The organism is Bradyrhizobium vignae, assembly GCF_004114425.1.
GTDB classification, from domain to species: domain Bacteria; phylum Pseudomonadota; class Alphaproteobacteria; order Rhizobiales; family Xanthobacteraceae; genus Bradyrhizobium; species Bradyrhizobium vignae.
The window spans coordinates 90,433-102,413 of record NZ_RDQF01000011.1; the positions used below are offsets into that span (position 1 = coordinate 90,433).

The 11,981-nt window shown below is 65.0% G+C and carries 13 protein-coding genes and 1 pseudogene; 3 read left to right on the forward strand and 11 right to left on the reverse strand.

The window, feature by feature from the left end; all coding sequences use genetic code 11:
- Positions 1 to 21 precede the first annotated feature (21 nt).
- Both EAV90_RS12240 and pxpB read right to left on the reverse strand, forming a co-directional pair.
- A complete protein-coding gene (locus EAV90_RS12240) occupies positions 22 to 1,059 on the reverse strand; it encodes a 5-oxoprolinase subunit C family protein (protein ID WP_122403228.1) in 1,038 nt (345 codons plus the stop codon).
- Positions 1,056 to 1,787, reverse strand: a complete 732-nt coding sequence (pxpB, locus tag EAV90_RS12245) for a 5-oxoprolinase subunit PxpB (protein ID WP_122403229.1) — start codon at positions 1,785 to 1,787, stop codon at positions 1,056 to 1,058. Before pxpB ends, EAV90_RS12240 begins: the two co-directional genes overlap by 4 nt.
- Before the next feature lie 250 nt (positions 1,788 to 2,037).
- Here pxpB and EAV90_RS12250 point away from each other — a divergent pair, with 250 nt between their 5' ends.
- Together EAV90_RS12250 and EAV90_RS12255 are read left to right on the forward strand one after the other, a co-directional pair.
- A complete protein-coding gene (locus EAV90_RS12250; RefSeq protein ID WP_027550912.1) occupies positions 2,038 to 2,736 on the forward strand; it encodes a ribonuclease activity regulator RraA in 699 nt (232 codons plus the stop codon).
- 24 nt (positions 2,737 to 2,760) lie between these two features.
- On the forward strand, positions 2,761 to 3,165 hold the full coding sequence (locus EAV90_RS12255) for a (R)-mandelonitrile lyase (protein ID WP_129143476.1): 405 nt from the start codon (positions 2,761 to 2,763) through the stop codon (positions 3,163 to 3,165).
- A gap of 127 nt (positions 3,166 to 3,292) precedes the next feature.
- On the opposite strand, the gene EAV90_RS12260 is transcribed toward EAV90_RS12255, so the two are convergent.
- Together EAV90_RS12260 and EAV90_RS12265 are read right to left on the reverse strand one after the other, a co-directional pair.
- Positions 3,293 to 4,126, reverse strand: a complete 834-nt coding sequence (locus EAV90_RS12260; protein WP_122403231.1) for a DUF2147 domain-containing protein — start codon at positions 4,124 to 4,126, stop codon at positions 3,293 to 3,295.
- A 170-nt stretch (positions 4,127 to 4,296) separates the two neighbouring features.
- The gene (locus EAV90_RS12265) at positions 4,297 to 5,076 is read right to left on the reverse strand and encodes a transporter substrate-binding domain-containing protein (RefSeq protein WP_122403232.1); all 780 of its coding nucleotides are present in this window, start codon (positions 5,074 to 5,076) and stop codon (positions 4,297 to 4,299) included.
- 115 nt (positions 5,077 to 5,191) lie between these two features.
- Here EAV90_RS12265 and EAV90_RS12270 point away from each other — a divergent pair, with 115 nt between their 5' ends.
- Positions 5,192 to 5,689 carry a DUF1993 domain-containing protein gene (locus EAV90_RS12270; RefSeq protein ID WP_122406666.1) on the forward strand — a complete coding sequence of 166 codons (498 nt, stop codon included), beginning with the start codon at positions 5,192 to 5,194 and terminating at the stop codon, positions 5,687 to 5,689.
- A gap of 60 nt (positions 5,690 to 5,749) precedes the next feature.
- Here the strand turns inward: EAV90_RS12270 and EAV90_RS39415 are convergent, their stop codons facing one another.
- From EAV90_RS39415 to EAV90_RS12310, 7 genes and pseudogenes are all read right to left on the reverse strand, one after another.
- Positions 5,750 to 6,217 carry a hypothetical protein gene (locus EAV90_RS39415; protein ID WP_162500273.1) on the reverse strand — a complete coding sequence of 156 codons (468 nt, stop codon included), beginning with the start codon at positions 6,215 to 6,217 and terminating at the stop codon, positions 5,750 to 5,752.
- Positions 6,218 to 6,463: 246 nt separating this feature from the next.
- Positions 6,464 to 6,666 (reverse strand): annotated as a pseudogene (locus EAV90_RS12280) (transposase); the annotation flags it as partial.
- Entirely contained in the window at positions 6,638 to 7,489 is an 852-nt protein-coding gene (locus EAV90_RS12285; protein ID WP_245163237.1) for an aminoglycoside phosphotransferase family protein, read from the reverse strand. The gene EAV90_RS12285 and the pseudogene EAV90_RS12280, both read right to left, overlap by 29 nt.
- Positions 7,490 to 7,868: 379 nt before the next feature.
- Positions 7,869 to 8,858, reverse strand: coding sequence for a hydroxyacid dehydrogenase (locus tag EAV90_RS12295; protein ID WP_122403234.1), 990 nt, complete (start codon positions 8,856 to 8,858; stop codon positions 7,869 to 7,871).
- Positions 8,859 to 8,890: 32 nt separating this feature from the next.
- Complete coding sequence (locus tag EAV90_RS12300; protein ID WP_122403235.1) at positions 8,891 to 9,991, reverse strand: ABC transporter ATP-binding protein; 1,101 nt, start codon at positions 9,989 to 9,991, stop codon at positions 8,891 to 8,893.
- A gap of 6 nt (positions 9,992 to 9,997) precedes the next feature.
- The gene (locus EAV90_RS12305; RefSeq protein WP_122403236.1) at positions 9,998 to 10,909 is read right to left on the reverse strand and encodes a carbohydrate ABC transporter permease; all 912 of its coding nucleotides are present in this window, start codon (positions 10,907 to 10,909) and stop codon (positions 9,998 to 10,000) included.
- The gene (locus EAV90_RS12310; protein ID WP_122403237.1) at positions 10,909 to 11,847 is read right to left on the reverse strand and encodes a carbohydrate ABC transporter permease; all 939 of its coding nucleotides are present in this window, start codon (positions 11,845 to 11,847) and stop codon (positions 10,909 to 10,911) included. Before EAV90_RS12310 ends, EAV90_RS12305 begins: the two co-directional genes overlap by 1 nt.
- Between the last annotated feature and the right edge of the window lie 134 nt (positions 11,848 to 11,981).

Genomic DNA, 11,981 nt, shown 5'->3' on the forward strand with positions numbered 1-11,981 from the left:
CGCCTCTGGTCTTGTTGCCGTTTACGGCTCCGCCGCGACTTGCCACGTCCCGGCATCGACCGCGCTGACCGCATAGCCCGCCACGTTAGCATCGCTGAGCGCCTCGATGTTGAGCGCGACGGTGTCGGAGGAGCGCAGGCGATCGGGTAGGCTGCGGATCAACTGCGCGAATTTTCGCGCCTCGTCCTGCGCTTCGGAAATGCTGACGGCCTTGAAGCGGAACGCGGTTCCTGCCGAGGTCTGCGCGAGGCGGCCGATATCGGCCGTAATCACCGTTGCGATCTTCGGATAGCCACCGGAGGTGCCGCGGTCCATCATCAGCGCGATCGGCGCGCCGTTGCCGGGCACCTGAATGCTGCCATTGACCGTGCCGTCGGAGACGATGTTGTGGCCGTGCAGATGCTTGATCGCGGGGCCTTCGAGCCGGTAGCCCATGCGGTCGGAGGTGGCCGAGATCTTCCACTCGCTGTTCAGGAACAGCGCCTTGTTGGCCTCGTCGAACTCGTCGTCCTGCGGCCCCAGCACCACGCGGATCGGGCCGCTCGCCGGCTTCGGCAGCTCGATGCGCAGCTCCGGTGCACCGCTCGCGGCATCGACCGTGAACTCGTCGCCGGCCTGGAGCGGGCGCGGGTAGGGGCTGCCGAGGCCGGCGCGCGCATTCACCGCGAGACTGCCGAACACCGGCTCGCCCTTGATGGCGCCTTCGATTGCCAGATACGTGAACGCGCCGCCGCGGGCAAAGCCGAGCGTCAGCGTCTCGCCATCCTTCAGCGTCACCGATGTGTCCATCGCGACCGGGTTTCCGGCGACGTCCGCATTGCGCGGTGCGCCTGATAGCGCCACGCGCACGGCGCCGTCGCGGGCTGTGAAGGAGGCGCCGAACGGGCCGATCTCGACGGCGGCCGCGAAAGGCTCGTTGCCGACGAGCGTGTTCGCCGCCGCAAGCGACAGCCGGTCCATCGCCCCGCTCACCGTCAAGCCATAGCGCTGCGCGCCGAAGCGCCCGCCATCCTGGACGGAGCTTGCAGGGCCGATGCTGGGGACGACGAGCCGGCTCATGCGACCACCTGCTCAGCGATGATCTCGCCGGCTTCCGCAGCGCGATCCATCTCCTCGAACGTCTTGTGGTCGATGGCGAAGAAAGTCACGCGATCACCGGGTTCGGTGAGGAAGGTCGGATTGCGATGGAGCTGATATGTTCTGACAGGCGTACGGCCCAGGAGGTGCCAGCCGCTCGGGGCGGCCAGGCATTGGATGCCGGCCTGGACGCCGCCGATCGAGATCGTCCCGGCGGGTGTCAGCAGCCGCGGGTTTTGCCGCCGCGACATGTGCAGGGACTTGTCGAGGCCACTGAGATAGGACCAACCCGGCGTGAACCCGATCATGGCGACCTTGTAGTCGCCGCCGACATGCCGGGCGACAATATCGTCGGGCGTGGTGCCCAGCGCCTTCGCGACATCCTCGAGATCGATGCCATGCTCGCCGCCATAGGCGACGGGAATGCGCCAGCGGCGCGCCTTGGTGACCGGCGGCAGCGGCTGGGTGGCGATCGCGAGGATCTTTTCGCCCAGCGCGTCGAAACCGATCTTGCCGGGATCGTAATGCACCAGCAGCGAGCGATAGGTCGGTACCGTCTCGGTGATGCCGTCGATTGGGCTCGCTGCGAGCGCCTTGTCCAGCGCCAGCACGCGCTGGTTGGCGTCCTCGTCGATGGTGCGGCTGAACTCGACCGTGACGGCGCTGTCGCCACTGGGCAAAAGGCGGGGCGGGGGAAGCGTCGCGGCCATGGAGCTGTCGAAATCGGGCTTCTGAAGAATGCGGCCCCCGACGTTCGAGTTCCGCTTTGCCCTGCTTCGCGTAAATGCGCCCGCAAGTCCAATAAATTAATGCAAGGGGAAGCGATAAAGCCTTGTTATCGCGTCGCATAATAGCCCAGCGGCCCTGCGTTATTGCCAGCCTCGAGGCCCTTGACGCAAGGCTTGCGGCTCGCAAGATGCGCGCGTTCTTTTCCCGCCTATCCGGAGCTCGTTCTCGTCCATGTCGCTGTCCCCCGAAGCCCGCAAGACCCTCGCCGGCATCACCACCGCCACCATCACCACGGTCCTGCTGAAGAAGGGGCTGCGCAATGTGTGGATGCGCGGCGCCCGTCCGCTGCGCCCGGGCTTGCCGCGGCTGGTCGGACCGGCTTTCACGCTGCGCTTCGTGCCGGCGCGCGAGGACCTGGCAACGCCGGAATCCTGGTCCTCGCCGATCTCGACCCGCACCGCGATCGAGGCGATGCCGGAGGGCTGCATCGCCGTGGTCGATGCCATGGGCATCACCGATGCCGGCATCTTCGGCGACATCCTCTGCGCGCGCATGGTCAAGCGCGGCGTCACCGCGCTCGTGACCGACGGCGTCGTGCGTGACGTCGAGGGCGTGCTCGGCACCAATCTTCCCGTGTGGTGCGACGGCTATGCCGCGCCCCCTTCCGTCGCGGGCCTGACCTTCGTCGGCTGGGGCGAGCCGATCGGTTGCGGCGGCGTTGCCGTGTTTCCGAACGACATCGTGGTCGCTGACCAGGACGGCTGCGTGCTGATCCCGCAAGCGATGCTCGACCACGTCCTCGCCGAGGGCGTCGAGCAGGAGCGCATGGAGGCCTGGATCGTCAACGAGGTGAACAACGGCGCCGTGCTGCCGGGCCTCTATCCCATGAATGCCGAGACCAAGGCGCGCTACGCCGCCAGCAAGAAGTAGTCGGGAAGCAGCGAGGTAATCCCAATGGAAATCACTGTTGCAGGCACGCGGCCGACCCGGCGCGCGCCCAAGGAAAACTTCACCGGCACCGTGTGGCAGGACCCCGTCATCATGGCGCCCGCACCGGCACGGCTGAACTGCTCGCGCGTCGCATTCGAGCCGGGCGCACGCACCAATTGGCATCACCATCCGCTCGGGCAGACGCTCTACGTCATCTCCGGCGTCGGCCGCGTCCAGTCCGAGGGCGGCCCGATCCGCGAGATCCGCCCCGGCGACACCATCTGGATTCCGCCGGGCGAAGTGCATTGGCACGGCGCATCACCGACCAACGGCATGTGCCACATCGCCATGCAGGAAGCGCTCGACGGCGTCTACTCGACCTGGCTGGAGCCGGTCACCGACGCGGAATACGGGGCCGCGTTGGGCTAAGGCTGCTGTGTCCCGGACAAGACGCATCGCCCCAACGCGATGCGTCGCCGAACGCGGAATTCTCGAGATGCCGGGTTCACGCTTCGCGTGCCCCGGAATCACCCGGTCCTGGAGAATTCGAGAGGCTCTAGTTCACCCGCGTCCACGTCTGGCCGCCGCAGAACATGCCGCCGAAGGCGCAGCCCTGCACGCGCAACTGGTCGGTGCCCTTCATGGCGATCGTCGAATCATAGGTCGAGCCCGAGTTCGGATCGAGGATGCGGCCGGACCATTTCTGGTCCTTGCCGGGTTTCATGTTGATCAGAACCTGCTCGCCGTTCTGGTTCGACTTGCTGTCGACCGAGTAGCCGCAGAGGTTGGTGCCGCATTGCTCGATGCGGACCTTGCCTTCCTTCTCCTCGGTGAGCCAGACGCCGACCGGTGAATTGAGATCGCGTGTGGGCGCGGTTGCCGGAGAGGGTGCCGCCGCGGCCGCCTGAACGGGGGCGGGGGCAGGCGCCGGAGCGGGCGGAGGCGGCGCGGCCGGCGCTGCCTGCTGCGTGGCAGGCGCAGGTGCCGGCGGCGGCACCAAGGGCGTATCGGCCGGCGTGCTAGTGGCCGTCGTGGTCGTCGGTGAAGCTGGTGGTGGCGGAGCGGGTGGCGGCGCTGCTGCGGCAGTGGGCGCTGGTGCGGGCGGCTGCGCGGCCACGGGCGGAGGGGTGACCGGGGCGGGAACCGGAGCTGGCGCCGCCGGCGTTTGCGGCTCGACCGTCGCTTGTTGCGGTTGCTGGTTCGGCGCCTGCTCGTTCTTCTTGGCCTTCTTGGCCTTGCCCTGGCCGGTGTTGTCAAACACGCCGGGGATCTGCACGGTGCCGCGGTCCGGATCGATGCGGATGGTGCGCCCGCCATATTCGAAGGTGTACTGCGCCTGCGCGGCGGTGCTCGCCAAAAGGAATGCGGCCGCGGCCAACAGCTTCCTCATTTCCGTCTCCTCAACAGATCGTCCCCGCACCGACGCTTACGCGCCGGCAACATCGCAAAAAGTGATCTAGATCACTGTCGTTGGTATGAGTCGTCTTCCGGCGGCTCCGGGTTCAATAGGCCTGGGGCCGGTCCAAAGTTTGGCGGGGCAAGCGACAGGAGGACGCGGCCTTAATCGAACCAGGCCGCGTAGATCTTCTTGTAGCTGCCATCTTCCATGGAAATGTGCAGCCATTGGTCGATGAAGGCTTTCAGCGCCATGTCGCGCTGCAGCCAATAGGCCTTCTCGGAGAAGTCGAACGGCTTTTCGGGATGCACCGCGCACAGCACGCCGGCGTGCTGCTTCTGCTGGTAGCGTGTCTCGGAGGCGTCCGTCATCATCAGATCGGCGTTGCCCTTGGCGATCTCGTCGAAGATCGCTGTGTTGTCGGGGAAGACGGTGATCTCGGCATCCTTGATGTTGGCACGCGCAAAGCGCTCGTTGGTGCCGCCGGGATTGACGATGATGCGGGTGCCCTTCTTGTCGATGTCGGCGAGGCTCTGGTACTTGCCGACGTCGGCGCAGCGCGTGATCGGCGTCTTGCCCTCGCGCATGATCGGCGTCGAGAAGAAGCCCTTCTTCTGCCGGTCGAGCGTGACCGACACGCCGCCCATGGCGATGTCGAACTGGTCGGCCTCGAAATCCTTCATCAGCTTCGGCCAAGCCGTCGGCACGAACTCGACCTTGACCCCGAGGGCTTTGCCGAGCGCCTGCGCCATGTCGACGTCGAAGCCGCTGAACTGCTGCGTCGTCTTGTCCAGGTAGGTGAATGGCTTGTAGTCGCCGGTCATGCCGACGCGCAGCGTGCCGCGCTGGACGATCTCGTCGAGACGCGAGGGCGCCTGCTGCGCTTGCGCCGAAAGGTTTGCCAGCAACACCACGGCCAAGGCCGCCACGATTCGAACGATCATCTCTTTTCTACCCCTGCGCGAGCTGTCATTGTGCAGCCGTTCGGACGTGGATTTAGACCAGATGCCCGTCGCGGGCGAGGCAGAATTGAAGGGAATCCTTGAGGTGACGATATCGATGTACGAGGCCTCGGTCGGCCTGTTCGTGCCCTATTTGCGCAACCTGTCCGCGCTGCTCGACAAGGGCGTCGCTTATGCAGAGGCCCGCAAGTTCAACCCGACGGTTCTGCTCGGCATGCGCCTTGCGCCGAACATGTACGACCTGGCGCAGCAGGTCGGTGAGGCCTGCCGCCACGCTACCGTTGCGCCGGCCCTGCTGGCGCAGCGCGAGCCGGTGGCGCTGCCGGCGCTGGAGCACGATATGGCCGGGCTTCAAGCGCGTATCGCAACGTCGATCGAGTTCATCGAAAGCTTGCCGCGTGCGGAGATCGATGCCGCGGCGGAGCAGAACGTCTTCTTCAGGCTGAAGAACGGCACCGAGCTGCCCTTCACAGGGCGGACGCTGCTGCTGACGTTCAGCGTGCCGCAGTTCTTCTTTCACGTCACCACGGCCTACGACCTGCTACGGCACGCCGGCGTCGAGCTCGTGAAGAAGGATTATCTCGGGCGGAAGTAGGGCTCCGTGTTTGCCTCTCCCTGCGGGAGAGGTGTAGCGAGACCTGGTCTGCTAGCTGCCTTACGCTTCGCCCTTGCGCTCGTAATCGGCGAGCGAGCTGCGGCCGGCGATCTCGCTGCGGAGCAGCTCGAAGCGTTTATTGGCCTCTTCCTCCTGCGCATCGACGAAACGCACAGCGGCCTCGCTCGTCATCGGGCCGCTGACCACGGGGGCGGACTGCTCGCCGATGGTCTCGTGGACGTAATACTGGCCGTCATCGCCGCGATGGACCGTCCATTTGAGACGGATCGCCACCATGGGGCCGGGACCGACCTTGCTGTAGCCATCGGCATCGGTGTGCTCCGGCACCAGCGGCTGCTCCTCGACGACAGGATGCTCGTCGGTAACGACCTGCTCCTGGGCCACCGCCTGCTCATCGGCAACCGCCGTCTCGGTCGCGCTATCGCGGACGACGAGGACGGGCTCGGGGTGCTCCAAAATGCTGGCGATGGTCGCCAGCGCGTGGTCGGTCGGGTCGATCTCTGCCAAGGGTCATCCTCCAGCTCGACGCGGCCGGCCAGTCTGTCCCGCGCCGCCGCGGCCGGTCCTATTACGCGCGTTCGATTGAGGCTGAGTTGGGGCTCGATCTGCACCAAAATGGGACACTTTCTGGGACGCGGACTCATGCTTTCCAGGACGCGAACTCATTAAGGCGCAGCCATAGCCTGATTGACGCCAGTTGAACGAAAGCAGGGTAGTTGGCGGCAAGCCTGTCGTAGCGTGTCACCATGCGACGACACCAGCCCGCCGCCAGCGGATGAAGCGGTTGTAGCACGTGGCGGACCAAATGCCTCGGGCAGATCACGCCAGGTGCCCCGGATCGCAAGACCCAGAAAATGCCATTAAGGACACGACGTCGTTTACGCGTCGTTTACTCGAGGAACGGCTCGCGCGCGCGACCAAGACTGTTCAGTCTTCCGAGCGCAAACCCGCCTCAATGCGTTGGATCAGCCGCTCCCGCAAGGACGGCACCACGTTGCCGAGGACGACGAAGGTGCGGACGATGGGCAAATACGGCTCCATTGCCGCCGTCAGCTCCGCGAGAGACGTGCCGGCCAGCCGCGCATATTCGGATTGCGCCGCCGCATTGGTCGCGCGCGGCCGCTCGGGATTGTCAGCGATTTCCGGGGCGAGCTCGGACAGGATGACATGCAAGAACCCGAGGTCGACGGCGGCGGGCGCGCGCATCACGAAAGTCCAGTCGACGAGCTTTGGGCCTTCCGCCGTCATGATCACGTTGCCGGGGCTCAGGTCGCAATGGCAGAGCCTGTCGTCGGACGACAAGCGCTCGATCAGCGCGAGGACATCGGTGGCGACGTGCTTCGGAAGCTTGCCGTCGTCGTGCCGCAACTCCGCCTCCATATACTCGCGCAGGGAGAGGACCTCCGGCGGCGGGGGCGTCTTGTGAACGGACATGGCAAGCGCGGCGACAATCGCTCCCGCCCGTTCGAACGTCACCGCGCCGGTCCGCGAGAGCTGCCACAGGGTCGGTCCGTCGAGCCGCTGCAGCACGATGCCGAAGCGCCCGTCCAAGATCACCTCGCCGAACACCGCCGGCACCGGGAGGCCGGCGGCATGGACAGCGCGGATCATTCGGGCTTCATGCCGACCGAGCTGATGAGAGACGCCGGCCTTGAACAGCTTCACCACCTGACCGGGCGCCCAGGCGTAAGCTTCGGAGAAGGCGCCTTCACCGATCTTTTTCCCTAGTGATCCCTGCATGCCCGTTCTCCACCGTACAGAGGAAACACCGGCGAGCAAAAAGGAATCCTCCCGTCGGGGGCCGCCGGACATTATCGCCTTTCAACCTGCAGAGACCGTCGGCCACTCCGCTAAATGGTCCCAAGCCCGGTTGTGACCCGGAGCGGGCATCAGGATGGGCCGATGGTCCTCCAGGAAAATCGGAGTTTGTCATGCAGGTGCGGCGGTGCGCACAACAGTGTCCGCTTCACTCACCGACCTTCCTGATTTGATGAGGCTGAACGAGCCGATATCAGTCGTCCCTGCGAAAGAGAAGCCGGCCAAGACGGCCAGTCTGCGATACTCGGCTTCCGTGCGCTCGCAGCCGCCGGGTCCGCGCAACATGTTAAGGTCACTCATGACGCGATGCGACCGCCCGCGCCATGCGTCCGCCTGTCGCTCAGCCCAGCACGTCCTGATTGATCACGTTCTGCCGGATGGGATCGCCGTCCAGCACGCTCAGGATGTTGCGCGCGGTCTGCTCGCTCATGCGCTGGACAGCCTCGACCGTGACGCCGGCCACATGCGGTGCCATGATGACGTTGGACAGCGCGAACAGCGCGTTGCTGACCGGCGGCGGCTCCACCTCGAACACGTCGATACCGGCGCCGGCGAGCTTTCCCGACACCAGGGCGTCGTAGAGCGCCGCTTCCTTCACGATGCCGCCGCGCGCGGTATTGATGAGGTAGGATTTCGGCTTCATCCGGCCGATCCGCGCCGCATCGAACAGGCCGACGGTCTCCGGCGTCTTCGGGCAGTGGATGGTGACGAAATCGGCGTGAGCTAGCGCGGCGTCGAGGTCAGTGATGGGCTCGCAGCCGGCGGCCTTGATTTCGGCGGCGGGCTTATAGGGATCGTAGACCTGCACCTTCATCTCGAACGCCAGGCAGCGCCTGGCGGTACGACTGCCGATGCGGCCGAACCCGATGACCAGCACGGTCTTGCCGTAGAGGTCGAACGGCAGCATGCCGAGCCGGTCGGCCCATGTGCCATCCTTGACGCAGGCATGCAGCTCCTGCGCGCGCTTGGCCAGCGTCAGCATCATGAACAGCGCCGCTTCCGCGACCGAGGGCGAGTTGGCGCTGCCGGCGACCATCAGCGGCACCTTGCGGCGGGAGAGCGCGGGCACGTCGACGGCGTCGTAGCCGACGCCGATGCGGGTCACCACCTTCATGTCGCGGGCCGCCTCGAGCTCGGTCTCGCCGAAGGCGGTGGCACCTAACGCCACCCCATGGACCGGCGCATGGCTCTTCAGCAGCGCCTCAAAGTCCTTCGCGGAGATCAGGTTGGAAAACTCGACGAGCTCGATATCGTCCCGCTGGGTGAGGAGGGCGCGCGCCCCTTGCGACAAAGTTTGAGTAACGAAAATCTTCTTCTTGTTGGTCGCCATCGCTCCCTGCCTGCTAGCGTTTCTTCACGGCGTCACAACACGACGCCGGTTTCCTCATTTAGCAGGTGCATGTTGTTGAGGTCCATCGCCAGGCGCATGGGTGCCCCGTCCTTGGCGCCGGCATTGGGATTGACGCGGCCGCACACCGGCGTGCCGTCGAGCCCGAAATAGACCAGCGTCTCCATTCCCATCGGCTCGGTCACGTCGAGCACGGTCTCGAAGGTCTCGACCCCGGGCTCGAGATGCGCGTGCGACTCCGTCAGATGCTCGGGCCGGAGGCCGAGCAGCAGCTTGTCGGTGCGCGGCAACGCGTTGTATCGCGCGGCACGGGCCGGCGGCAGCGGGAAAGCGATACGGTCGGTGAGGCGGATCTGGAGCGTGCCGCCGACATCCTCGAGGCGGCACGGGATGAAATTCATCGCCGGCGAGCCGATGAAGCCTGCGACGAAGCGCGTCGCCGGCTTGTGGTAGAGCTCGTTCGGCGTGCCGATCTGCTCGATGCGCCCCTTGTTCATCACCACCACGCGGTCGGCCAGCGTCATCGCCTCGACCTGGTCGTGGGTGACGTAGACGGTGGTGGTGCGCACCTTCTGGTGCACCTTCTTGATCTCGATCCGCATCTGCACGCGCAGCTTGGCGTCGAGATTGGAGAGCGGCTCGTCGAAGAGAAAGACTTTGGGATTGCGCACGATGGCGCGGCCCATGGCGACGCGCTGGCGCTGGCCGCCGGAGAGCTGCTTCGGCTTGCGGTCGATCAGGTCGGTGATGTCGAGGAGCCGGGCTGCCTCCGTCACGCGGGCCTTGATCTCGGCCTTGGGGTAGTGCTTCAGGCGCAGACCGAACGACATATTCTCCGCGACCGTCATGTGCGGGTAGAGCGCGTAATTCTGGAACACCATGGCGATGTCGCGGTCCTTCGGCGGCACGTCGTTGACCACGTCGCCGCCGATCATGATGTCGCCGTCGCTGATGTCCTCGAGCCCTGCGATCATCCGCAGCGTCGTCGACTTGCCGCAGCCGGAGGGGCCGACCAGCACGATGAACTCATGGTCGGCGATGTCGAGGTCGATGCCTCGCACGGCTTCGACATCGTCGTAACGCTTAACTACTTTCCGCAGAGCAACGTCAGCCATGAGTCATCAGCCCTTTGTCGCGCCGGCGGTCAAGCCGGCAATGTAGTAGTCCATCAGGAACGCGTAGATGATCAGCGGCGGCGCGGCGCCGAGCAGCGCGCCGGTCATGATCTGACCCCAGTTGAACACATCGCCCTTGATCAGCGTGGTGGTGATACCGACCGGCAGCACCAGCTGGTCGACCGATGTCGTGAACACCAGGGGATAGAGGAATTGGGCCCAGGACACCGTGAAGGCGAAGATGGTCGCTGCGATCAGCCCGGGCAGCGCGACCGGGATGAAGATGCGTGTCAGCGTCTGCAGCCAGGAGGCGCCGTCGATGAGCGCGGCCTCGTCGAGCTCCTTCGGGACCGAGGCGAAATAGCCGATCATGATCCAGGTGCAGAACGGCACCGTCAGCGTCGGATAGATGAACAGCAGCACATACCATCGGTTCAACAGCGTGATGCCGGTATAATCCTGGACCACGCCGAGCATCTTGAACAGCGGGATGAACAGGAGACTGTCCGGGATCAGGTAGGTCAGGAAGACGCCGGTGGCCAGCGTCGCCGAGCCCCAGAATTTCATCCGGGCCAGGGCAAAGGCCGCGGGAATGCTGATCACCATCGTGATGATGACGACCACGATCGACACGATCGACGAATTCCAGAAGAAGCGCAGAAACTGGTTCGAGCTCAACAGCTCGACATAGTTCGACAGCGTCGGGTGGAATACCCACCAGGGGTTGGTCGCCGCCGAGATCTCCGCGCTGCTCTTGAGCGAGGTGATCAGCATGTAGACCGGTGGTGTCAGGAAGAAGATCGCAAACAGCACCAGGAAGAAATAGGACCAGCGCAGCGCCCAGGCACGGTCGCGGCTCATGCTGCCATACTTGACCTTGCGGGAGGGGCCGGCCTTGTCGATTGCAACCGTGCTCATCAGGCTTCGTTTCCGCGTTTGGTGACATCGCGCAGGATGAAGATCGCTGCGACGGCGAGGATCGGCACCATGAACAGCGAGACGCAGGCGCCGAGCGGAATGTCGCTGCTCTGGATGCCGACCTGGAACGCCCAGGTGGCGAACAGGTGGGTCGTATCCAGCGGGCCGCCTGAGGTCAGGATGCGCACGATGTCGAAATTGGCAAAGGTGACGATCAGCGAGAACAGCGTCGTGATGGCGATGATGTTGCGCATCATCGGCAGCGTGACGTACCAGATCCGCTGCCACCAATTGGCGCCGTCGATGGCCGCGGCCTCGTAGAGCTGATCGGGCACGGATTTGAGTGCGGCCAGATACATGATCATGAAGAACGGCGCTCCGTACCAGACGTTGACGAGGATGACGGAGAAGCGCGCCCAGAAGGTTTCGCCGAGCCAGGGAATCGGACCGACGCCGAAGAAGGACAAGGTGTAGTTGAAGGCGCTGTAGGAGGGGTCGAATAGCCACAGCCAGGCCAGCGTGCTCATCGCCGGCGGGATCACCCAGGGCACGAGCAGCATGCCGCGCCATTTGCGCTGGCCCTTGGCCGGGATGTTATGGACGAAATGCGCGACGACGAAGCCGATCATCGCCTTGAAAATGACAGCGGTGATCGCGAAGATGCAGGACTGCTGCACCACCATCCAGAACGTCTCGCGCTTGAACAGGAAGGTGAAGTTGCCGAGGCCGACGAACTTCGTCATCGCCTTGTTCAGCGTCGCGAGGTGAACCGAGTAGAAGGCGGGGTAGAGCACCAGCAGCGCGATCAGGAGGATCAGCGGCAGCGTCAGGAAGAACGCAACCGTCGATTTTCGCCCGAGCGCATTGCGCAGGCTCTTTCCCTTGCGCGCGCCCGTGGCACGTGCGACGCGACCTCGCTCAACGACGACATCGGCCATGTCAGAATCCTTAAGGTCAGTCTTCTTGCAAGCAGTCCAAGCTTGGAGCCGGCCATAACGGTCGGCTTCAAGGTCTTGCGGATCCGATGACGGAGCCCTGGCGGCTCACGCGCGTGGCGCGAGCCGCCCTGGCA